Source organism: Corallococcus sp. AB032C, assembly GCF_003668935.1.
Lineage (GTDB): Bacteria > Myxococcota > Myxococcia > Myxococcales > Myxococcaceae > Corallococcus > Corallococcus exiguus.
Genome location: NZ_RAWP01000003.1, coordinates 21,851 through 41,850 on the forward strand (window position 1 = coordinate 21,851; position 20,000 = coordinate 41,850).

The 20,000-nt window shown below is 69.6% G+C and carries 18 protein-coding genes; 5 read left to right on the top strand and 13 right to left on the bottom strand.

Annotated features, from left to right (window positions below; genetic code table 11):
* Positions 1 to 81: 81 nt before the first annotated feature.
* Positions 82 to 1,032 carry a diguanylate cyclase gene (locus D7X99_RS01875; RefSeq protein WP_121776189.1) on the bottom strand — a complete coding sequence of 317 codons (951 nt, stop codon included), beginning with the start codon at positions 1,030 to 1,032 and terminating at the stop codon, positions 82 to 84.
* Positions 1,033 to 1,169: 137 nt separating this feature from the next.
* On the opposite strand from D7X99_RS01875, the gene D7X99_RS01880 reads away from it, so the two are divergent.
* Positions 1,170 to 1,958, top strand: a complete 789-nt coding sequence (locus D7X99_RS01880) for a glycosyltransferase family 2 protein (protein WP_121776311.1) — start codon at positions 1,170 to 1,172, stop codon at positions 1,956 to 1,958.
* Between the two features lie 7 nt (positions 1,959 to 1,965).
* Positions 1,966 to 2,817: a ChbG/HpnK family deacetylase gene (locus D7X99_RS01885; RefSeq protein ID WP_121776190.1), complete on the top strand. Its 852-nt coding sequence runs from the start codon at positions 1,966 to 1,968 to the stop codon at positions 2,815 to 2,817.
* Here D7X99_RS01885 and D7X99_RS01890 read toward each other — a convergent pair.
* The 5 genes from D7X99_RS01890 to hemE all read right to left on the bottom strand — a co-directional run bounded on the left by D7X99_RS01890 (position 2,796) and on the right by hemE (position 9,448).
* Complete coding sequence (locus D7X99_RS01890; RefSeq protein WP_121776191.1) at positions 2,796 to 3,455, bottom strand: bifunctional 2-polyprenyl-6-hydroxyphenol methylase/3-demethylubiquinol 3-O-methyltransferase UbiG; 660 nt, start codon at positions 3,453 to 3,455, stop codon at positions 2,796 to 2,798. The two genes, D7X99_RS01885 and D7X99_RS01890, sit on opposite strands and share 22 nt — an antisense overlap.
* Before the next feature lie 58 nt (positions 3,456 to 3,513).
* Complete coding sequence (locus tag D7X99_RS01895) at positions 3,514 to 4,644, bottom strand: mannosyltransferase family protein (RefSeq protein WP_121776312.1); 1,131 nt, start codon at positions 4,642 to 4,644, stop codon at positions 3,514 to 3,516.
* Between the two features lie 104 nt (positions 4,645 to 4,748).
* Positions 4,749 to 6,986 carry a fatty acid oxidation complex subunit alpha FadJ gene (fadJ, locus tag D7X99_RS01900; protein ID WP_121776192.1) on the bottom strand — a complete coding sequence of 746 codons (2,238 nt, stop codon included), beginning with the start codon at positions 6,984 to 6,986 and terminating at the stop codon, positions 4,749 to 4,751.
* On the bottom strand, positions 6,986 to 8,287 hold the full coding sequence (gene fadI, locus D7X99_RS01905) for an acetyl-CoA C-acyltransferase FadI (protein WP_121776193.1): 1,302 nt from the start codon (positions 8,285 to 8,287) through the stop codon (positions 6,986 to 6,988). The genes fadJ and fadI overlap by 1 nt, the downstream gene beginning before the upstream one ends.
* 117 nt (positions 8,288 to 8,404) lie before the next feature.
* Positions 8,405 to 9,448 carry a uroporphyrinogen decarboxylase gene (hemE, locus tag D7X99_RS01910; RefSeq protein WP_121776194.1) on the bottom strand — a complete coding sequence of 348 codons (1,044 nt, stop codon included), beginning with the start codon at positions 9,446 to 9,448 and terminating at the stop codon, positions 8,405 to 8,407.
* Positions 9,449 to 9,803: 355 nt separating this feature from the next.
* On the opposite strand from hemE, the gene D7X99_RS01915 reads away from it, so the two are divergent.
* Positions 9,804 to 10,154 (top strand): hypothetical protein, encoded by a 351-nt coding sequence (locus D7X99_RS01915; protein WP_147475993.1) that lies wholly within the window; start codon positions 9,804 to 9,806, stop codon positions 10,152 to 10,154.
* Positions 10,155 to 10,158: 4 nt separating this feature from the next.
* Here the strand turns inward: D7X99_RS01915 and D7X99_RS01920 are convergent, their stop codons facing one another.
* The 4 genes from D7X99_RS01920 to D7X99_RS01935 are packed head-to-tail and all read right to left on the bottom strand — an operon-like array spanning position 10,159 to position 13,926.
* Complete coding sequence (locus D7X99_RS01920; RefSeq protein WP_121776196.1) at positions 10,159 to 10,788, bottom strand: carboxypeptidase-like regulatory domain-containing protein; 630 nt, start codon at positions 10,786 to 10,788, stop codon at positions 10,159 to 10,161.
* Positions 10,788 to 12,473: a caspase family protein gene (locus tag D7X99_RS01925; RefSeq protein WP_121776197.1), complete on the bottom strand. Its 1,686-nt coding sequence runs from the start codon at positions 12,471 to 12,473 to the stop codon at positions 10,788 to 10,790. The genes D7X99_RS01920 and D7X99_RS01925 overlap by 1 nt, the downstream gene beginning before the upstream one ends.
* The gene (locus tag D7X99_RS01930) at positions 12,460 to 13,257 is read right to left on the bottom strand and encodes a hypothetical protein (protein ID WP_121776198.1); all 798 of its coding nucleotides are present in this window, start codon (positions 13,255 to 13,257) and stop codon (positions 12,460 to 12,462) included. The genes D7X99_RS01925 and D7X99_RS01930 overlap by 14 nt, the downstream gene beginning before the upstream one ends.
* A 3-nt stretch (positions 13,258 to 13,260) precedes the next feature.
* The gene (locus tag D7X99_RS01935) at positions 13,261 to 13,926 is read right to left on the bottom strand and encodes an RNA polymerase sigma factor (RefSeq protein ID WP_233613044.1); all 666 of its coding nucleotides are present in this window, start codon (positions 13,924 to 13,926) and stop codon (positions 13,261 to 13,263) included.
* 239 nt (positions 13,927 to 14,165) lie between these two features.
* Here D7X99_RS01935 and D7X99_RS01940 point away from each other — a divergent pair, with 239 nt between their 5' ends.
* A complete protein-coding gene (locus D7X99_RS01940) occupies positions 14,166 to 14,936 on the top strand; it encodes a DUF4382 domain-containing protein (protein WP_121755468.1) in 771 nt (256 codons plus the stop codon).
* A 28-nt stretch (positions 14,937 to 14,964) separates the two neighbouring features.
* On the opposite strand, the gene uvrA is transcribed toward D7X99_RS01940, so the two are convergent.
* The 3 genes from uvrA to D7X99_RS01955 all read right to left on the bottom strand — a co-directional run bounded on the left by uvrA (position 14,965) and on the right by D7X99_RS01955 (position 19,224).
* Positions 14,965 to 17,508, bottom strand: a complete 2,544-nt coding sequence (uvrA, locus tag D7X99_RS01945) for an excinuclease ABC subunit UvrA (protein WP_121776314.1) — start codon at positions 17,506 to 17,508, stop codon at positions 14,965 to 14,967.
* Positions 17,509 to 17,617: 109 nt separating this feature from the next.
* On the bottom strand, positions 17,618 to 18,724 hold the full coding sequence (locus D7X99_RS01950; protein ID WP_121776199.1) for a serine hydrolase: 1,107 nt from the start codon (positions 18,722 to 18,724) through the stop codon (positions 17,618 to 17,620).
* Positions 18,725 to 18,792: 68 nt separating this feature from the next.
* Positions 18,793 to 19,224, bottom strand: a complete 432-nt coding sequence (locus D7X99_RS01955) for a YciI family protein (RefSeq protein ID WP_121776200.1) — start codon at positions 19,222 to 19,224, stop codon at positions 18,793 to 18,795.
* A gap of 179 nt (positions 19,225 to 19,403) precedes the next feature.
* Here D7X99_RS01955 and D7X99_RS01960 point away from each other — a divergent pair, with 179 nt between their 5' ends.
* Positions 19,404 to 19,955: a hypothetical protein gene (locus D7X99_RS01960; protein WP_121776201.1), complete on the top strand. Its 552-nt coding sequence runs from the start codon at positions 19,404 to 19,406 to the stop codon at positions 19,953 to 19,955.
* Positions 19,956 to 20,000: the final 45 nt, after the last annotated feature.

The window sequence follows — 20,000 nt, forward strand, 5'->3', positions numbered from 1 at the left end:
ATGACAAAAAGGGGCAAGGTCATCATAGACCCATGGCACCCAATGGGGTCAAACCCGACTCAGGGTTTTTGACCCGCTGGGTCAGCCAGCGCGGGAGGGCGGCGCGGAAAACAGGGGGGCGGGAGGGTGCAGACAGATGCGGTCGCGACCCTCCCTCTTGGCCCGGTAGAGGGCCTCGTCGGCGGTGAGCAGCAGCTGCTCCGGGGCGAGGATGGCGCGGTGGGGGAAGCTGGAGACGCCCAGGGACGCGGTGACGCGCAGGGCACCCTCCGGACCGGCGTGCAACTCGTTGATTCCCTTGCGGATTCTCTCCGCCACGGTGAGGGCGCCGGGCAGGTGGGTGCACGGCAGGAGGATGGCGAACTCCTCTCCTCCGTAGCGGGCCACCAGGTCCGTCTCACGGACGCTGTGCTGGAGGGAGGCGGCCACCTCTCTCAGGACGCGGTCCCCGGCGCCGTGGCCGTGGGCGTCGTTGATGTTCTTGAAGTGGTCCAGGTCCACCAGGATGAGAGAGAGGCTCTCGTCGTAGCGCTGCGAGCGGCGGAACTCCTCGCGCAGGCGCTCCTGGAAGTAACGGTGGTTGTGCACCTGGGTCAGGCCGTCCGTCACCGCCAGGCGCCGCAGTTCCTCGACCTGGGAGTGAAGTGACCTCAACCGGGAGTGCGCCTCCAGGCTCCGGTAGAGCCTCAAACGCAGCTCTTCATCGTCCCATGGGGTCAGAATTACCTCAGCCCCCCTGCGCAGCGCAGCCAGGCGCAAGGCCCGGTCTTCCGGGGGAGCCAGGACCACCACGGCGGGTTGGGGCGCCGGTTGCGGTGGGGTGAGGGCCTCCAGGAGCCCCAGGGCCTGGGCCTCGTCGGGCCCGCCGGAGCAGAGCAGGACGCCGTCTACCTCCTGGGTCAGCCCGAGCGCCTCCGGCCCGGAGCGGGCCACACGGAGCGCGAAGTCCTCCGGGCCGAGCGTGCGCACCAGCTGAGGCAGCAGTGCCTGTGAATCGTCCACGACCAGAAGCGTGTAGGGCTGGGTTTTCACCGTGTCCCCGTAAAATGATGACTAGGCGGTACTATAGGGGTTTCCCACGAGAAGGGCCAAGGGGTTTGCCTGCGGGTAGGGGCTCTGCTAGCGAGCCCGCGTTTCCTTCCGGACGGAACGCGCGCGACATGACGACCGTGGCCAAGTACCCGAGCATCAGCCTCTTCTTCCCCGCCTGGAACGAAGAGGACTACGTGGAGCGCGCGGTGAGCCGCGCACTGGAAGTGCTACCGAAGCTCACCGACGACTTCGAAATCATCGTCGTCAATGACGCCTCCACGGACCGGACCCAGGAGGTCTGCGACACGTTGGCGGCGAAGGTGCCTCAGCTAAGGGTCATCACCCACCCCGTGAACCTGAAGCTGGGCGGAGCGATGCGCACGGGGCTGGCGGCGAGCACGAAGGACCTGGTGCTGTACTCGGACATCGACCTGCCGTGGGACATGCGCGAGCTGGAGCGGGCGCTGCACCTGATGGGCTACCTGGAGGCGGACATGATCTGCGCCTTCCGGTTCGACCGCACGAGCGAGGGCGCCAAGCGCATCGTGTACTCGTTCGTCTACAACCTGCTCATCCGGGCGCTGTTCGACATCCAGATCAAGGACGTGAACTTCAGCTTCAAGCTGATGCGCCGCCAGGTGCTGGAGTCGATGGAGCTCAGGAGCCAGGGCTCGTTCATCGACGCGGAGCTGGTGGTGAAGGCCATCCGCAAGGGCTTCCGCGTGTTCCAGATGGGCGTGGACTACTTCCCGCGCACGCGCGGCATCTCCACGCTGGCGTCGCCGTCGGTCATCTTGAAGATGGTGAAGGAGCTGGTGGCGCTGTACCCGGAGACGCGCTCGCCGTCGCCGCCGGTCAAGCCGGTGCGCCTGCCTCCGTCCGTGCAGCAGTTGCGCTCGGTGCCGGGCCAGGCGGGGCGCGGGTAGGACGGACATGGCGTCGCGCACCCGCCTCATCGTCAACGCGGACGACCTGGGCCTGCATCCGTCGCTGGACGCGGGCATCCTCAAGGCGCACCGCGAGGGCATCGTGACCAGCGCGACGCTGCTGGCCATGGGGCCCTCCGCGGCGGAGGCCGTGGGCTTGGCGAAGGCGCAAGGGCTGGCGGTGGGCGTGCACCTGGCGCTGTCCACGCGGCTTCCCTGCGCGGCTCCCGCTGAGGCCGTGCGGACGGTGGCGCCGGGCGGGCGGCTGCGGGGCAACTGGGCGGAGTTCGCGAAGGCGTGGGTGACGGGGCGGGTGCGGAGGGAAGAGCTGGAGCGGGAGCTGTCCGCGCAGCTCTTCCGCGCTCGGGAGCTGGGCGCGCGGGTGGATCATCTGGACGGGCACCAGCACCTGCACTTGTTGCCGGGGGTGCGGTCGGTGGTGGAGGGCATCGCCGCGCGCGAGGGCCTGCCCCTGCGGTGGCCGGATGCGCTCCCGCGCGCGTCGTGGCTGCGGGCTCCCGGGCCCGCGTTGAAGACGACGGTGCTGGCGGTGCTCGCGCGGACGGCGCCTCGGGCCCGGCCGGGCGTGCGGCGGGTGAGCGCGGGCGGCGTATTCGAGGCGGGCCGGCTGGATGAGTCCGCGCTGCTCTCGGTGCTGGACTCGCTGCCGGCGGGGGACTTCGAGCTGGGGTGTCACCCCGGTGAGGGCGCTCCGCATGTGCCGGAGGATCCAGCGTGGACCTATGGCTGGGAGGCGGAGCTGGCCGCGCTCACCAGTCCCCGGGTGAAGGCGAAGCTCGTGGAGCGGGGCATCACGCTCGCGAACTACGGCGAGCTTCAGCGGGCCTCGGCGTCGTAGAGCAGGTGCGGCGTGGTGTAGCCCGCGCCCAGGCCCACGACTTCACGCACTTCGAAGCCTGCGTCGCGGAGCATGCGCACGCCGTCGACTCGCGGCTTGAGCACCATGCCTCCGCTGGCCTTGGTGCGCCCCAGGAGCGAGACCATCACCCACTCCTGCGCGAGCGCCTTCGCGTGCTTCCAGGAGCGGTCGCCTTCGACTTCCTTCAACAGGAAGCGGCCTCCGGGCTTGAGCAGGCCGCGCACGGACTGGAGGAAGCCGGGCCACCGCTCATCGGGCAGCAGGTACAGCACGTCGCAGACCACCACCGCGTCGAGGGTGTGCGGCTGCGTCTTCGCGAGCTCTTCCACGGAGCCCACGTCCAGCGTCACGTTGGGCAGCCCCGACAGGGCCTGCTTCGCCCAGTGCACCTTGCGCTCATCCAGGTCCACTCCGAGCACCCGGCGCTCCGGCACCGCGAGCGCCATCACCGCGGACAGGAGGCCGTGCCCGCAGCCGATGTCCGCCACCGTCCCGGCGGGCAGACGCGACGCCACCGCGAGCAGGGGGGCCGAGGACGCCCGCGCGTGCACGTGGAAGCGCTCGCCCGCGGGCAGGTGCGCGTAGAGCTCCAGCGCCTGGGACATGAGCCCGCTCATGACGCGGCCTCCGCGCTCGGGGCCGCGGCTCGCGCCAGCGCTCGTCCCATCCGTCCGCTCATGACACGTACTCCGCCGCACCGAAGGCCACCGTCAGCGCCAGCATCACGCATGCGCTGGTCGCGAGCACTCCCCACCTCGTGCGCGGCCGTTCCTTGAGCAGCAGCGCCAGCGTGAGGAACAGCGGGAAGGCGGCCAGCAGGTAGCGCCCCATGCCCATGAAGTCCTTGCTGGACAGTGCGGGCAATCCCACGATGGCCAGCGTGTACACGCCATAGCCCCACCCCAACCGCTTCACCGTGGGCCACACCAGCGCGAGCGCCCCCACCGTGACGGCCGCGTGCCCCATCAGCCTGAAGCCGTCCGACAGCGACATCTCCCGGCTGAAGCCCTGGAACCAGCGCAGCTTCGCCCACGTGCGCCAGCCCGGCTTCTGGTCCCACCCCGGCGCGGACTGCACCTTCACGAACGCGAACGGCTCTCCGAACGCCTTCCATTGGTAGAGCACGTACAGCACGAAGCCCGCCGCCGCGAACACCGGCAGCAGGTCCATCAGGCTCCACTTCAGGCCGCGCTCGTGCTTCCACTCCAGCCGCCGCGCCAGCAGGCCCACCACCAGCGCGGGCGCCACCGGCCGCGCCGCCGTGGCCACCGCCGCGAGCAGCACCGCCCACCCCAACTGCCCCCGCTCCAACAGCAGGAACGCTCCGATGATGAGCAGGAGGAACAGCGCGTCCGAATACATCGCCCCGTAGAGGAAGAACGCGAACGGATAGAACGCCAGCAGCAACCCCGCGTTCCTCGCCGCCTCTTCATCCGCTCGCGTGCGCGCCCACAGCGTGAAGACGTACAGCGCGCCCAGGCCGCACAGCATGGTGACGAGCACGCCCGCGAGGAACGTGTCCAAGTACAAGAGGCCCAGTCCGCGCAGCACCAGGGGATACAGCGGGAAGAACGCCACCGGGCTCTGCTGGCCGGGCGTGTAGCTGTAGCCCGCCGTCGCGATGTGCGCGTACCAACCGGCGTCGAAGTGCGTCCAGCCCACGAGGATGGGAGCGCCCGGCCACGTCAGCCGCGCGGGGCTGTAGCCCTGCGGGAACACCATCGCGGACACCGCTACCAGCGCGGTGCACACCGCCAGGGCCGCGAGCCCGGCGGTCAGAACAACACGAGGAGCGGAACGGACCATGTGGGGCATGCCCCTTGGTCCAGAACCGCCCCTCGCGTCAAGTCAAGCCCGGAAACAGGGAGAAAACCGTTTGAGGTCCCCTCACTGCCCGGTGCGTCACGCGCTCAGGACTCGTAGAAGCCCTTGTTGGCGCGCACCTTCTCCACCAGCAACGGCGCGGGCGTGAAGCGCTCGCCGTACTTGTCCTGGTAGTGCTCCAGCTTGCGCAGCAGGTTGGCCGGGCCCAGGGCGTCCGCGTACCGGAACGGGCCGCCCAGGAACGGCGGGAAGCCCAGGCCGAAGATGGCGCCCACGTCGCCGTCGCGCGGGCTGCGCAGGATGCCTTCACCCAGGCAACGGATGGCCTCGTTCACCATCTGCAGCGCGACGCGTTCCGCCATCTCCGCGGGGTCCAGGGACTTGCGGTCCTTGCCGTGCGGCAGGAGCAGGTAGACCTGCGGGTCCACCTCCTTCTTCTTCCCGTTCTCGTACAGGTAGAAGCCCTTGTTCGTCTTGCGGCCCAGGCGGCCGTCGGACACCACGCCCGCCAGCGCCTTGGGCGCCACCATGCGCTTGCCGAACGCGGCCTCCATGATGGGCCCCACCTTCTGGGCCACGTCGATGCCCACCTCGTCCAGCAGCGTGATGGGCCCCACTGGGAAGCCGAAGTCCACCAGCGCCTTGTCCAGTTGGACGATGTCCGCGCCTTCCGCCAGCAGGTACGCCGCCTCGTTCATGTACGGCGCGAGGATGCGCGACGTGTAGAAGCCCGGCCCGTCGTTGACGACGATGACCGTCTTGCCCTGCTTCTTGCCCACGTCCACGCAGGTGGCCGTCACCCACTCCGCCGTGCCCGGGTGCGTGATGATCTCCAGCAGCGGCATTTTGTGGACCGGGCTGAAGTAGTGCATGCCAATCACCTGCGAGGGGCGCTTGCTGCCCTTCGCCAGCTCGCCAATGGGCAGGCTGGAGGTGTTGGACGCGAAGATGGTGTTCTCGCCGGTGACGGCCTCCACCTCCGCGATGACCTGGTGCTTGAGCTTCAGGTCCTCGAAGACGGCTTCGATGATCAGGTCCACCGACTTGAAGCCGCTGTAGTCCGTGCCCGCGGTGATGTTGGACAGCTTCGCGTTCGACTCCAGCCGCGTGAGCGAGCGGCGCTTCACGCGCTCATCCAGCACCGTCTGCACCTGCTTGAGCGCGCGGCCCGCGCCCGCGTCGTCCCGGTCCTTCACGCGCACGGGCACGCCCTGGAGCACGCCGGCCACGTAGGCGATGCCGCCGCCCATGAGGCCGCCACCCAGCACGCCCACCTTCTTCACCTCGCGCGGCTTCAGGTTGGGGTTGGAGGTGCCGTTCTCCTTCTTCAGCGCCGTGGTGGCGAAGAAGATTTCGACCAGACGCCGCGACACGTCCGTGAACACCAGCTCGCCAAAGGCCTTCGCCTCCGCCTCCAGGCCCGCCTTGCGGCCGGACTCCAGGCCCACGCGGATGACCTGCAGCGCCTTCTCCTGCGCGGGGTACTTGCCGCGCGTCTTCTTCAGGAGCTGCTTCTTCGCCTGGTCGAACATCACCTTGCGGCCGAGCGGGTTGTCCTCCAGCGCCGCTTCCTTCCAGAGGTCCTTGTTGATGAGCCCCTGGAAGAGACCGGCGATGCCCTTCTTCTTGCCGCTCTGGGCCACGGCCTTGAAGCCCTGGTGCGAACGCTCCACCTTGAGCGTGCCCGCCGCCAGCTCCGCCGCGCGCTTGAGCGCGAGGTCCTTGAGCATGGGCACCGGCACGACTTCATCCACGACGCCCAGCTTCTTCGCCTTGGACGGCTTGACGTTCTTGCCGGTGAGGATGAGGTCCAGCGCGGCCTCCGCGCCAATCAGCGCGGGCAGCCGCTGCGTGCCGCCAGCGCCGGGGATGAGGCCCAGCTGCGTCTCCGGCAGGCCCACCACCGACTTGGGGCTGTCCGTGACGATGCGGTAGTGGCACGCGAGCACCCACTCCAGGCCGCCGCCCAGGCACGCGCCGTGGATGGCCGCGACCACGGGCTTGGAGAAGGCCTCCAGCCGGTCGAACTCCGCGTGCGCGGCGCGGCTGATGGCCTCCACGTCCGCCGGGGACTTGATGGTCTGCAGGAAGTCGATGTTCGCGCCGGCGACGAAGTTGTCCTTCTTGCCGGAGATGAAGACGACGGCCTTCACCTCCGGGTCCCGCTCCGCCTGGAGGAGCAGGTCGGAGAACGCGGCGCCCACGTCCGGGGACAGCGTGTTCACCGGCGAGCCCGGCTGGTCCACGGTGATGACCGCGACGCCGTTCGTGACGTCGTAGCTCAAGCCCTGCTTCGCTTCGACTGCCTCTTGCTTGGTCGCCATCACGCACGCTCCAGGATGACCGCGGCGCCCAGGCCACCCGCGGCGCAGACGGTGCACAACACCGTGTTCTTGTTCCGACGCTTCAGCTCATTCAGGGCCTGCGTGATGATGCGCGCGCCCGTGGCACCGAACGGGTGCCCGATGGAGATGGAGCCGCCCGTCACGTTCAGGATGGACCGGTCCACCTCGCCCACCGGCGCGTTGAAGCCCGCCTTCTTCGCGAACTCCTTCGACGCCAGCGCCTGGAGGTTGCTCGCCACCTGCGCGGCGAAGGCCTCGTGCATCTCCACCAGGTCGATGTCCGCGAGCTTCATCCCCGCGCGCTTGAGCGCCACGGGCGCCGCGTACGCCGGGCCCTGGAGCAGTTGGTCGCCCGGGTCCGTGGCCGCGAACGCGTGCGAGCGCAGGAAGCCCAGCGGCTCGTAGCCCAGCGCCTTCGCCTTCTCCTCGCTCATCAGCAGCAGCGCCGCGGCGCCGTCCGTCAGCGGGGACGCGTTGCCGGCGGTGACGCTGCCATAGCGGCGGTCGAACACCGGCTTGAGCTTGGACAGCGCCTCCAGGCTGGTGTCCTCGCGCACGATGTTGTCCTTCGTGGCGATCTGCTCGTACTTGGGCGGCACGGTGACGTGCATCACCTCACCGTCGAACAGGCCTTCCTTCCACGCGCGGGCCGCGTTCTGGTGCGAGTTGAACGCGATGAGGTCCTGCTCCTCGCGGGTGATGCCGTTCTCCTTGGCCATCTTCTCCGCGCTCTCGCCCATCGTCTCGCCGGTGGAGTACTCGGCGATGGCGGGGGGCACGGGGATGAGGTCCTTGGCCTTGAGCTTCTGGAAGGGCTTGAGCTTGTCCGGAAGGCTCTTGCCCTTGGACGACGCGGCCAGCGCGTGCGCCAGCGGGCGGCTGGTGAAGATGGGCGCGTCCGACAGGGACTCGGTGCCGCCGGTGATGACGACGTCCGCGTCCCCCAGCGCGATGGCGTTGGCGCCCGCCACCATGGACTGGATGGACGTGGCGCAGGCACGCGCCACCGTGAAGGCGTCAATGCGCTTGGGCAGGCCCGCCGCCAGCACCACTTCGCGCGCGATGGACGGCGCGGTCAGCGTGGGGATGACCTGTCCGAAGACGAGCTGGTTGATTTCGTTGGGGTCCAGGTCGCTGCGCTGCACCAGCTCCTGGACCACCATCCGGCCCAGGTCCAGCGCCGTCAGGTTCGCGAAGACGGTGCCCGCCTTCGCGAACGGCGTCCGCAGACCGCGAACGATGGCCACCCGCCGGTGGCCGTTGCGCTTCTCGCTTGCCATGTGTGCCTCACCCTCTGTGAAACGAGTGAGGCGCTTCTAACGGCGGGCAATGCACCGCGTCAATGTCGGATTGATTCTTGAGTCAACTGCTCGCCAGTCGGCCGGGCGGGGGATTGTTCAGCCGAGCGTGCCCTGGCGGAGGGCGGCGCCGTGCTTGTGGACGGCCTCCACGAGGAACTTCGCGGCGCCCGGGTCGGTGGGCGGGAGGATGCCGTGGCCCAGGTTGAAGATGTGCCCGGTGGGGCCGGCGCGGCGGAGGATGTCCTTCACGCGACCGTCCAGCTCTTCACGGGGAAGGAAGAGGTGGAGCGGATCCAGGTTGCCCTGGGTCGCCACGTCCGGCCCGAGGATGCGGCGGCCCTCGTCCACGGGGCAGCGCCAGTCCAGGCCGATGACGTCCGCGCCGGTGCGCTTCAGGAGCGGCAGGTGCGGCGTCATGTTCACGCCGAAGAGGATGACGGGGACGCCGGTGGCCTTGAGCTCCGTCACCATCTCGGTGAGGTACGGGAGGCTGAAGCGTTCGAAGTCCCAGGGGGACAGCTCGCCGCCCCAGGAGTCGAAGATTTGAACAATCTTCGCGCCGGCCTCCACCTGCATCTTGAGGTACGGGATGAGGGTGTCGGTGAGCTTCCGGAAGAGGCGGTGGGCGACTTCGGGCTGCTCGAAGAGCAGGCGCTTGATCTGGATGTAGCTCTTGGAGCCGCCGCCCTCGACCATGTACGCGGCCAGGGTGAAGGGCGCGCCCGCGAAGCCGATGACGGGCACGGAGTCGTTGATGGCCTTGCGCGTGCGGCGGATGGCCTCGGCGACGAAGCCGGTGCCTTCCACGGGGTCGGGGACGCCGAGCTTGTCGATGTCCGCGGGCGTGCGCAGCGGGTTGGGGAAGTGGGGGCCCTTGTCACCCAGCTCCAGGTGGATGCCCATGGCCTCCACGGGGATGAGGATGTCGGAGAAGATGATGGCCGCATCCACGCCCAGGCGGGTGATGGGCTGGACGGTGACTTCCGCGGCCAAGTCCGGGTTCTTGCAGAGGTCCAGGAACGCGATGTTGCCGCGGATGGCTCGGTACTCGGGCAGGTAGCGGCCCGCCTGACGCATCAGCCACACGGGGGTGGTGTCGGTGGGCTGGCGGCGCGCCGTGCGCAGGAGTCGGTCGTTCACGTCGTCACCTTCGTGGGGCGAGAGGGAGGCAGGGACTTCACGGACCGGGGTGTACCCTATCTTCATGACCCGGTTGAACCGCTACGTTCCGAGCCTGTTCGCGCTCGCATGCATGGCCTGTGCGGCAGGGCGGACGGCTGCTCCCGCCCAGCCTCAGTGGCCGCTGTCTCATGAGCTGGTCCGCTGGGAGCCGGTTCCCGGGGCGAGCGTCGTGGCGCCTCGGGTGCCTCCTGGGGCACCTCGGGTCGACCCTGCAGGGGTCTATTCTGGATGTAAGGACATCAATCCCGCTTACATTAGCGGTATCGAGCCCCAGGCCACGGCTTACGTCACCTGCTCGTGGCACCAGTTGGACTTGGGCCGACAGCTCAACATCGACCTGGCCACCAATGTCTATGAGCCTCACGCGTCGTCAGAAGAGAAGCGTGAGCAACTCCGAGTGACGCTGATCCAGCGATACGGCATTTCAGAGAAGGAGCTCACCCGGTTACCCGCCCCCTGGTTCGGGTGGGAATGGCGCAAGAGCGTTCAAGAGTGGCTTGGGCCTCCAGAAGAGCAGCCAGACGGTCCGGGAGAGTTGCTCCGAGACCGTTGGATCGTCGCCGGCACGGGCCGTCTCTTCGTTCAGGTGATCTCCTCGGGAGACGATCCGTTCCCTGAGGGCGAGGCCTTCCTCGAATCGCTGCGGGTCACTGACCTGAAGTGACGATTCAGCCGCCGTCCCGTCCGCCGCCGTGGTCGTCGCTGCCGCCGTCGTCGTCCCCACCGTCATCGTCATCCGCGGGCAGCGTGATGGGCTGAACACGCTCCTCGCCCTCACGGACGCAGACCTCCGTCTCCACGTCCTCCAGGTCGTCGGCCTTGACCTCCAGCGCGTAGCAGCCCGCGGGCAGCGGCCCCAGGCGCACCTCGCCGCTGCTCGTGTCCACCTTCGCGCGGTCTTCTCCCGTGCCTCGCAGCTCCACCTCGACGTCGGGCGGGATGGCGCCCTGTTCGTCCCGCACCCTCACGGTGAGGAAGGCCCCGGGCTTCCCCTGGATGTCACCCACGTCGGTGACCCTTGCACCCTGCGCCAACACGGGCGTCCTCGCCGCCTGCGTACGTGAGGCGACCACGTACAGCTCCAGCGGCACCGCTGGCACGCCGTCCAGTTCGAAGCGGCCGTCCGCGGCCACCGTCGCGCGCAGCTCCGAATGGCCCAGCACGCTGACGCGCGCCACGCCGGACTCCGCGCCCAGCACGCGGCCTCGCACGGTGCCCGTGCGCAGGTCTCCGTTGTCGAAACCGCCACAGCCCACGAGCGCCAACACCAGCGCTCCGCCGCATGTCCTGGCTCGCATCAGAAGCGGTACCCTCCGGCCAGCATCAGGCCTCCAAAGCCCACTGTGCGCGTCTGCCCGTCCACCGGGACGTAGGCCCACAACGCCTGTGCGCGCGCCTCCACCATCCACGCCGGGCTGAAGCGGAACGACAGCGCGGCCATCCACCCCGGCCAGGCCGTGACGTACTGCTCGTTCCGGTCCAGCAGCTCCAACTGGAAGGAGCGCTGCAACCACAAACCGGCCACGCGAGGACCGGTGGACAGACCCAGCCGGCCCCACGTCCACGTGGGCCCCACCGCCACTCCCACGAGCAGCGTGCGGTGCCGCACCGGCACGTCGCCACCTGGATCCAACCGCAGCGACTGACGCCCCTGCCCCGCCGCCACGTCCACCCAGAGGTCCAGCTTCCCGTCCAGGAGCACGCCCTCCCAGCCCAGCCCCACGCCCGCCTGCGCCGACGCCGGCAGCACCTGCTCGCGGCTCTGTCCATCCAGGAAGCCGAGCATGCCTCCGCCCAGCGTCACCGTGCGCTTGGGCCCGTCCGTCATGGGACGCAGGAACGCCTCCAGTTCGCGCCGCTCGCCGGAGCGCAGCGCCACGGTGTCCTCCCACAACACCTGGCCTCCCTTGCGCAGCTCCAGCTTCCGCTTGCCCTCCGGCACCACCACGCCTCCGGGCAACTCGCCCGCATCGTGGCCATCCACCTTGAGCGTGAAGCCCTCCAGCCTCGCGCTGTAGGAGAAGACCTCTGGCTGCCCTGGCCGCTGCAAGGAGCCGGACAGCAGCACCGGATCCGCGCCCACTTCCAGAATCTGCGCGCTGGGACGCTGGCGCCCTTCCGTATAGGCCCAGGTGTTGCGGCGGGCCTGGTCGTGGGCTTCGGTGGCGCTCACCGCGCCGTCGCGATTGCGGTCGCCACTTCCGTCGAGCGCCTGGATGAGGAAGTGCGTGTAGATGTCATTGGCCAGCGCGTCGTCCTCTCGCGCGGCCTCACCCCAATCGCTGGCGGACAACACCAGCGAGGCGCGGCTCGCGGCCTCCAATGGCTGCGGCAGGAAGGCCGCCTTCGTGTGCGCGAGCTCGTCGCGGACCTCCGGCGGCAGCAGCGACTTACCGGTGCCGCTGTGACAGGTGGCCAGCACCAGCACGCGCCGCCGCGAACCCAGTCGCTCCAGCGACTGCTCCAGCGTGGCCATGTCCAACCCCGTGCCGGCCACGTCGCGGTAGCGGGTGTCGGACGTCACCAGATAGCGCTGCAGCTCGCCCCTCGCGTCGCGCGCCAGCGAACCGTGTCCGGACACGTACACGAGCACCGTGTCCTGGGGCCGCCAGGGACGCGCCTCCAGCGCCTGGAGCGCGGCGAGCACCGACGTTCGCGTCGTCTGCTCCGGCCGCGTGAGCACCGTCACGGAGCGGAAGCCTCCGCGCGCTGGATCCGCCAGCACACGGCCCAGGTCGTCCGCGTCCTTCGCCGCGTAGCGCAGCCCGTTCCAGGAGGCGTCCGTGTACGCGGAGATGCCGATGAGCAGCGCGTGCCGTTCGCCCTCCTGCGCCGAAGCCAGCACGCCATCATCCAGGCGCACCCGCACCGCGCGGCCCTTCTCCCGCGACTCCACCGAGCGGCACGCGCCGAGCACCACCAGCGCCAGCACCACGGGGATGAACAGCAGGCGGGACACGCGCGGCTCCTCAGGGAGCAGCATGCCCCGACTCCACCTTCAAGCGAAGGCGGGCCTGGGCCGCGTCCGGTGGCACCTGTCCGCTGACGCGCACCGCCTCCAGCGCCGCGTTCTCCTGTTCACCGTGCGGCCAGGCGACCAACACCAGCGTCACGGGTCCGCGCTCATCCTCCAGGGACACGCCCGCCAGGTCCTCGCCGTCGCGCAGGTCGTGCGTGCCCGGCGTCAATGCATGGCGGCCCAGCACCTGCGGCGGCACACCCGGGGCTTCGCGCACCAGCAGTGCGTCCGCGGACTCACTGGCGTGGTAGCGCAGGAGCACCACGGCTTCGGGCGGAAGCACCGCGTCCGCGGCGACCGCGCGCACTTCGCCATCCGGTAATCGCGCCGCGGCCGTGAGCTCCAGCGCGAGCGGTGCAGTGCCCTTGATGCGCTGCGAGGGTGACTCCACGCTGCCCGGACCTCCGGCCCCTGGACGCACCACGAGCGCCAGGAGGACCGCGGCGGCCACCGCGCCCAGTCCTCCGGTCAGCCATGCCCGCTGGGGCGCGCGCATCTTCCGACGCACCCGCGCCCAACCGACCGCATTCTCGCGGACGGGACGGCCCGAGGCCGCGACGAGCGCTTCGTCCGCCAGCGCGTTCAACCCCGGAAGCGCATCGGGCTCCGCGTCGTCGCGCGCGAGGAACGCCTCGCACGTCTCACACGGATGCGAGAGGTGCTCGGCGAAGTAGCGCACCGCTTCGGGCTCGCGCCGTTCGAGCTGCTTCGCGGACTCCACGTCCAGATGTCTGTCGCTCGCGCCCATGGTTCAGCCCACCTCCGCGGCCAGCAGCCGCGCCAGCAGCTCGCGCTTCACGCGGGCCCGGAAGCGCTCCAGCCGCATCGTCACCGCGCTCTTGCCCAGTCCCAGCCGGTCGGCGATCTCCCGCGCGCTCAGCTCGCCCTCCAAATAGAAGAGGCGGACGGTCTCCTTCTCCGGGCCCTCGGGCAGGCCTTCGATGAGCGCGCGCACCACGGCCACGCGGCGCTCCAGCGTCAACGACGGAGGCAGCGCGGGCGCGACCGTGTCCAGTTCGCGCGCCAGGTCCTCCTCCACGCGGGCCCGGGCCTTCGCGCCACGACTGAGCGCATAGGCATGATGCCGCGCGATGGTCAGCAGCCAGCCGCTGAACGCGCGCGGATGCTGGAGCCGGGGCAGCTCGCGGAAGGCGCGCACGAACGTCTCCTGCACGGCGTCCTCCACCTCCGCCGTGCCCAGGACTCCCGAGCCCTGGGCCACGCGGCGCACGGCCCCGTGGAAGCGCTGGTAGAGCTGACCGCACGCGGACTGATCACCCCGCGCCGCCCGGCGGATGCAGTCCGCCAGCTCCTGCTCCGTCACGCCGCCCTCCCCGCCCGCTTCGCGCACGCGCGCGACGACCGCGTGCCGGGGCAGGGCCCCCGAGGCGATGCCGGTCCAGGTGAGAGGATGCAAGCCATGACCCCTGTTCAGTAACCGTCCCTGAGGAAGGAGTCACGGGGGGCTTTTCCGGCCACGTACGCCCGGCCGATTCCCCAGGCCTCCCTCCGGAAATCCGCGCGGAAAATCCGGCCCGTGGCCGTTTTTCGCGGCCGGACTCCCTTCCTTCAGCGGAAGGGATGACGGGCGGACATCGCACGGCCGGTGCGAGTCCACGGGCCCGTCATCCCCCACGGAACCAGGAGACACACGTCATGCGTCGTTTCATCGGTCTGTTCGCGTCCCTCATGTGGCTGTCCGCGTGCGGCAACAGCACGTCCTCGGTGGGGTTGAGCACGCGGATGGGGAGCGCGGTCACGGGCTCGGCCCTGACGCGCACGTCCAGCCAGCGGCTGGAGCTCTCCAATGGCATCACCGTGGAGCGTGTGCGGCTGTCGGTGCGCGAGCTGGAGCTCAAGCGCGAAGGCCACCATGACGACCGCTCCGACGACGACTCCGACGCCGGGAGCGACGACGACAAGAGCGAGTTCAAGCAGCGCACGGGGCCCTTCCTCATCGACCTGTCCGGCACGGCGCTGGACGGCCAGATGGTGCGCCTGCAGGACATCTCCGTGGACGTCGGCACCTACGACGAGATCGAATTCGACATCGGCAAGGTCGACCCCGCGACCGCCCCGACCGCGTTGAAGGAGCTGGCTGAGCAGGGGGCGTCGCTCATCATCGACGGCCACATCGACGGCGAGCCCTTCCAGTTCGTCTCCAGCCTCCGCGTGGAGCAGGAGCGCGAGGTGAGCTTCGAAATCGCCGAGGGCGACGACCAGAACGTGACCTTCAACATCGACCCGAGCGGCTGGTTCACCGACAAGGACGGCAAGCGGCTGGACCCGCGTGAGTCCAGCGCCCGGTCGCAGTTGGAGAACAACCTCCAGAAGTCCATCGACGCCTTCGACGACCACGACCGCAACGGCGGCGAGGACGACGACGACCACGACCGCCACGGCGGCCGGAGCGGCGGCGAGGACTGAAGCACGTCCCCGCCGTCCCACCGCTCCGTCACCCGAGCGTTCGCGCCAGGTACGGAGCGGTGCGGCTCTCCTTCACCTTCGCCACCTGCTCCGGTGTGCCCTGCGCCACCACGCGGCCTCCGGCGTTGCCCGCGCCGGGTCCCACGTCGATGACATGGTCGCTGGCGGCGACGACGCGCAGGTCGTGCTCCACGACGATGACCGTGTTGCCCGCGTCCACCAGTCCCTCCAGCTGCGTCATCAGCTTGTCCACGTCCGCCGGGTGCAGGCCCGTGGTGGGTTCGTCCAGCACGTAGAGCGTGTCGCCGTGCTGCGTGCGCTGCAGCTCCGTGGCCAGCTTGATGCGCTGGGCTTCGCCTCCGGACAGCTCCGTCGCGGGCTGGCCCAGGCGCAGGTAGCCCAGGCCCACGTCGCGCAGCACCTTGAGTGCGCGCTGGAGCGGCGGCTCTTCGGTGAAGAAGTCGAAGGCGCCGTCCACCGTCAGCCCCAGCACGTCCGCGATGTTCTTCTCGCGGTAGCGCACCTCCAGAGTCTTCGCGTTGTAGCGGGTGCCGTGGCACGTGGGGCACGGCGCGTACACGCTGGGCAGGAAGAGCAGCTCCACGCTCACGAAGCCCTCGCCCTCGCACGTATCGCAGCGGCCTCCCGCCGTATTGAAGGAGAAGCGCCCCGCGCCGTACTTGCGCGACTTCGAAAGGGGCGTCGCCGCGAACAGCTTGCGCACGTGGTCGAAGAGGCCCGTGTACGTCGCCAGATTGGAGCGCGGCGTGCGGCCGATGGGCTTCTGGTCCACCGTCACCAGCCTGCGGATGGCCTCCATCCCCTGCTTGATGTGTCCCTCGCTCGCCATCACCGGCTCGCGGTCCAGCGGCTCGCCCTCCTCCTCTTCCGGCGCCAGCGTCTGGCCCAGTCTTCCCGCCACCAGCTCCACCAGCGCCTGGCTCACCAGGCTGGACTTGCCGGAGCCGGACACGCCCGTCACCGTGGTGAAGACGCCCAGCGGGAAGTCCACGTCCAGCCCGCGCAGGTTGTTGCGCCTCACGCCCTCCAGGCGCAGCCGCCCCGTGGGCTTCCGGGGTTCGCGGCGGCGCAGAGCCTCTTCCTCGAAGAGATAGCGTCGCGTCCGGGACGCCTCCACCTTCGCCAGTCCTTCCGGCACCCCGCTGTAGAGCACGCGTCCTCCGTGCTCACCGGCCGCAGGGCCCACGTCGACGATCCAATCCGCGTGGCGGATGACGTCCACCTCGTGCTCCACCACGAACAGCGAGTTGCCCGCTTCCTTCAGGCGGTCCAGCGCCGTGAGCAGCGACTCCGTGTCCGCGGGGTGCAGGCCGGCGGACGGTTCGTCCATCACGTACACCACGCCGAAGAGGTTGGAGCGCACCTGCGTGGCCAGCCGCAGCCGCTGCAACTCACCCGGTGACAGCGTGGGCGTGCTGCGCTCCAGCGACAGGTAGCCCAGGCCCAGGTCGGTCAGCACCTGGATGCGCCCGAGCAGGTCCTTGGTGATGCGCTGGGCGACGATGAGCTTCTCCGGGTGTTCGCGGGCCATGACGTCCGCGTCCTTCCCCTTCCCTTCCGCCGTGGGTTTGATCAGCTCCGCGACCTGCTCCAGCGGCATGCGGGACAGCTCGCCGATGTCGCGGCCCGCGAACGTCACCGACAGGGACTCGCGCTTCAGGCGCTTGCCCTCGCACAGCGAGCAGTCGCTGGCGACCATGTAGCGGGCGACGCGCTTCTTCATCATCGCGCTCTGCGTCGTCGCGAAGGTGGTCATCACGTAGCGCTTCGCGCCCGTGAAGGTGCCCATGTAGCTGGGGGTCTCCTTGCGAGCCATGGCCCGCTTCACCTCCGCGGACGTGAAGCCCGCGTAGACGGGGACCGTGGGCTGCTCGTCGGTGAAGAGGATCCACTGGCGGTCCTTCTTCGGCAGGTCGCGCCAGGGCTTGTCGATGTCGTACCCGAGCGTCACCAGGATGTCGCGCAGGTTCTGGCCGTGCCACGCGGGCGGCCACGCGGCGACGGCGCGCTCGCGGATGCTCAAGGAGTCATCCGGCACCATGGAGCGCTCCGTGACTTCGAACACGCGGCCGATGCCGTGGCACTTGGGGCACGCACCCGCGGGCGTGTTCGGGGAGAACGCATCCGAGTCCAGCCGCTCCAGCTTCGGCGGGTAGTTGCCCGCGCGCGAGTACAGCATGCGCACGGAGTTCGACAGGGTCGTCACGCTGCCCACCGACGAGCGAGACGTCGGCGCGCCCCGGTGTTGCTGGAGCGCCACCGCCGGTGGCAGCCCGTCGATGGAGTCCACCTCCGGCACGCCCACCTGATCAATCAGGCGACGGGCGTACGGGGCCACGGATTCGAAGTAGCGCCGCTGCGCCTCCGCGTAGAGCGTCCCGAACGCCAGCGACGACTTGCCGGAGCCGGACACGCCGGTGAAGACCACCAGCGCGTCGCGAGGGATGTCCACGTCCACGTGCTTCAGGTTGTGTTCGCGTGCGCCCCGGACGCGGACGAAGCCGGAGGGGTCGGAGGTCTTGCGGGTGCGAGGTGCTTTCGGAGTGGCCATGCCGGGGCGGACGTTGCCCACCCGTCAGCGCGCGGTCATCCAAGAAGCGAACCGCCTCGTCGGAATCCAGATGAGTTCCGGGCCGCTACCGTCTGACGGAGGACAAGACTCAGCCCCCTGGCCGCTCCAGCCCGAGCGCCGCCGGCAGCACGTACTGTCCGAACAGGACCAGGGGGAGCGCCGAGCCCGCATCATTATAGTGGCTGCCGGTGAAGGCCGCGGTGACGCCCAGCGAAGGCGCGACGAAGACGTACTGGCCTCCGTTGCCCCGTGCGAAGGACACCTCCACCGGCGTGCCCTGGATGACGAAGCGGGCGCTCCACCACAGGAGCCCATAGTTCGCGTCGCCCAGCGGCCCCAGCGCCTTGCCGGACTCCGCCACCCACGCCTCGGAGACGCGGCGCTCGCCCTGCCACGCGCCGCCGTCGAGCATCAGCTGCCCCACCTTGAGGAAGTCGCGCGGACGCAGGCGCAGGTGGCCGCCGGTGTCCGTGCCCTTCTTGCCCGCGGGCTGCCAGGTGACGTCCTGGACCTGCATCGGCGTGAACAGCCACTCACGCGACAGGTCCGTGATGGAGCGGCCGCTGACGTGCTCCAGCACGGCGCCCAGCAGCACCACGCCGCCCGTGCAGTAGCGCGTCACGGTGCCGGGCTCGTCCCGCATGGGCACGTCCACGATGAAGCGGGCCCAGTCGTCCGTGTCGTACATCCGCTCTTCGTTGCCGGGGGACTCGGGGTCCCAGTCGTCGCACGACAGCCCGGAGCGCATCTGGAGCAGGTGGCGCAGCGTGATGCGCTCCTTGCGCGGATCCGCGTTCTTCACCGGAGCCAGGTGCGGCAGGAGCGGGAGCACCGGCGCGTCCAGGTCCGGCAGCAGGCCGCGCTCGTGCGCCATGCCCACCAGCAGCGACGTGACGCTCTTCGTGGCGGACCGCAGGTCGTGCGCCTTCTCCCGCGTGAAGTCGTTCCAGTAGCGCTCGTAGACGAGCTGGCCCCCGCGCGCGACGAGCACCGCGTCCGGCGCTTCCACCGTGCCTTCGGACACGTCGTGCTCCAGCGCGTCGAACCACGGGCGCTGCACACCCGTGTCCTCGAAGGAGGCCACGGCCCAGCCGTCATCGAGCCGGTCCGGCGGCGAGCCTGGCCCCGTGGGCACCCGCTTGCCTCCGCACGCCATGAGACACACCGCGCACAGCAGAACCATCCGCTGGAACATCGCTGCACCTGCCTTCGCTCCGGCCCTGGAAGCACGGCAGCCTATGTCACGAGGAGGCGCCATCGCGACTAGCGGATGTTCTTCGCGGCCTGCTCGCGGATGCGCGCTTCCTGCTCTCGCAGCTCGGGCGTGAACTCGGCGCCAAAGTCGTCGTCCTCGAAGACCTGCCGCAGCTCCAGCTCCACGTTGCCGCCCGCGTCCATGGACGGCCAGCGCCTGAGCCACTCCAGGGCCTCCGCCCGCGACTTGACCTGGATGAGGGTGAAGCCGGCGATGAGTTCCTTCGTCTCCGTGAAGGGACCGTCGACGATGGCCGGCTTGCCGTTCGTGAACTTCACGCGGGCGCCCTTGCTGCTGGGGTGCAGGCCCTCGCCCTGGAGCATCACGCCCGCCTTCACCATCTCCTCGTTGTAGGCGCCCATGGCGGCCAGCAGCTTCTCGTCCGGGAGCACGCCGGCTTCCGTGTCCTTGTCCGCCCTGCGGATGATCATGAAGCGCACGGTCGTGTCTCCTGCCGCGCGCCGTCGGGCCGCGGGGGGTGTTTTTCTGCTGCCTTCAGGGACGCAACGAATGGGGCTGGGGAAAATCGACACGGCCTTTTTATTTTCCCGCCGCGTCTTCCAAACCCTCGCAATCACGGGGCTTCCCATGTCCCGGCCGCGAATGTGACAGTGCCTCCATGCACGCGGGCGCGACATCCACCGGGCCGAAGCCCTTTCCGGCCAGCGGCCTCCTGCACCCCATGGTCCTGGTGGCCGTGGTGCTGCTCGTGCTGAACGACCACGTGTTCAAGGCGCGCTGGCCGTCGTGGTGGACGGGGAAGCTCTCCGACGTCGCCGGGCTCGCGATGTTCCCGGTGCTCCTCCAGGCGCTGTGGGAGCAGGCGTTCCAGCGGCGTACGCGGGAATTCCGTCCGTCGTTCCGGGTGCTCGTGGGAGCGGTCGTGCTGACGGGGCTGTGCTTCGGCGCGACGAAGATTTCCTCCGACGCGGGGGATGCGTGGCGCTGGGCGCTGGGCGCGCTGCAGTGGCCCTTCTACGCGCTGCGCGCATGGCTCGGGGGCGCGCGCGTTCCCTCGGTCCGGCCCACCGTGCACACGGTGGACATCACGGATCTGCTCACGCTGCCGTCGCTGATCATTCCCCTGTGGCTGGGATGGCGACGTGCTCGCGTGGCTCGCGAACAGGGCGTGCGTATTCCCGCGCACGAGGAGTCTTCGCTGCCTCCTTGATTGCTGCGTGCTGTGCACGTCGCTTCGCGGCACGTGTCAGACCCC

Coding starts and splice junctions, on each gene's coding strand:
- fadJ (WP_121776192.1), bottom strand. CDS start 6,986: ATGGCGACCAAGCAAGAGGCAGTCGAAGCGAAGCAGGGCTTGAGCTAC.
- D7X99_RS01925 (WP_121776197.1), bottom strand. CDS start 12,473: ATGCTGCTCCCTGAGGAGCCGCGCGTGTCCCGCCTGCTGTTCATCCCC.
- D7X99_RS01920 (WP_121776196.1), bottom strand. CDS start 10,788: ATGCGAGCCAGGACATGCGGCGGAGCGCTGGTGTTGGCGCTCGTGGGC.
- D7X99_RS01950 (WP_121776199.1), bottom strand. CDS start 18,724: ATGTTCCAGCGGATGGTTCTGCTGTGCGCGGTGTGTCTCATGGCGTGC.
- D7X99_RS01960 (WP_121776201.1), top strand. CDS start 19,404: ATGCACGCGGGCGCGACATCCACCGGGCCGAAGCCCTTTCCGGCCAGC.
- fadI (WP_121776193.1), bottom strand. CDS start 8,287: ATGGCAAGCGAGAAGCGCAACGGCCACCGGCGGGTGGCCATCGTTCGC.
- D7X99_RS01890 (WP_121776191.1), bottom strand. CDS start 3,455: ATGAGCGGGCTCATGTCCCAGGCGCTGGAGCTCTACGCGCACCTGCCC.
- uvrA (WP_121776314.1), bottom strand. CDS start 17,508: ATGGCCACTCCGAAAGCACCTCGCACCCGCAAGACCTCCGACCCCTCC.
- D7X99_RS01895 (WP_121776312.1), bottom strand. CDS start 4,644: ATGGTCCGTTCCGCTCCTCGTGTTGTTCTGACCGCCGGGCTCGCGGCC.
- D7X99_RS01940 (WP_121755468.1), top strand. CDS start 14,166: ATGCGTCGTTTCATCGGTCTGTTCGCGTCCCTCATGTGGCTGTCCGCG.
- D7X99_RS01930 (WP_121776198.1), bottom strand. CDS start 13,257: ATGGGCGCGAGCGACAGACATCTGGACGTGGAGTCCGCGAAGCAGCTC.
- D7X99_RS01885 (WP_121776190.1), top strand. CDS start 1,966: ATGGCGTCGCGCACCCGCCTCATCGTCAACGCGGACGACCTGGGCCTG.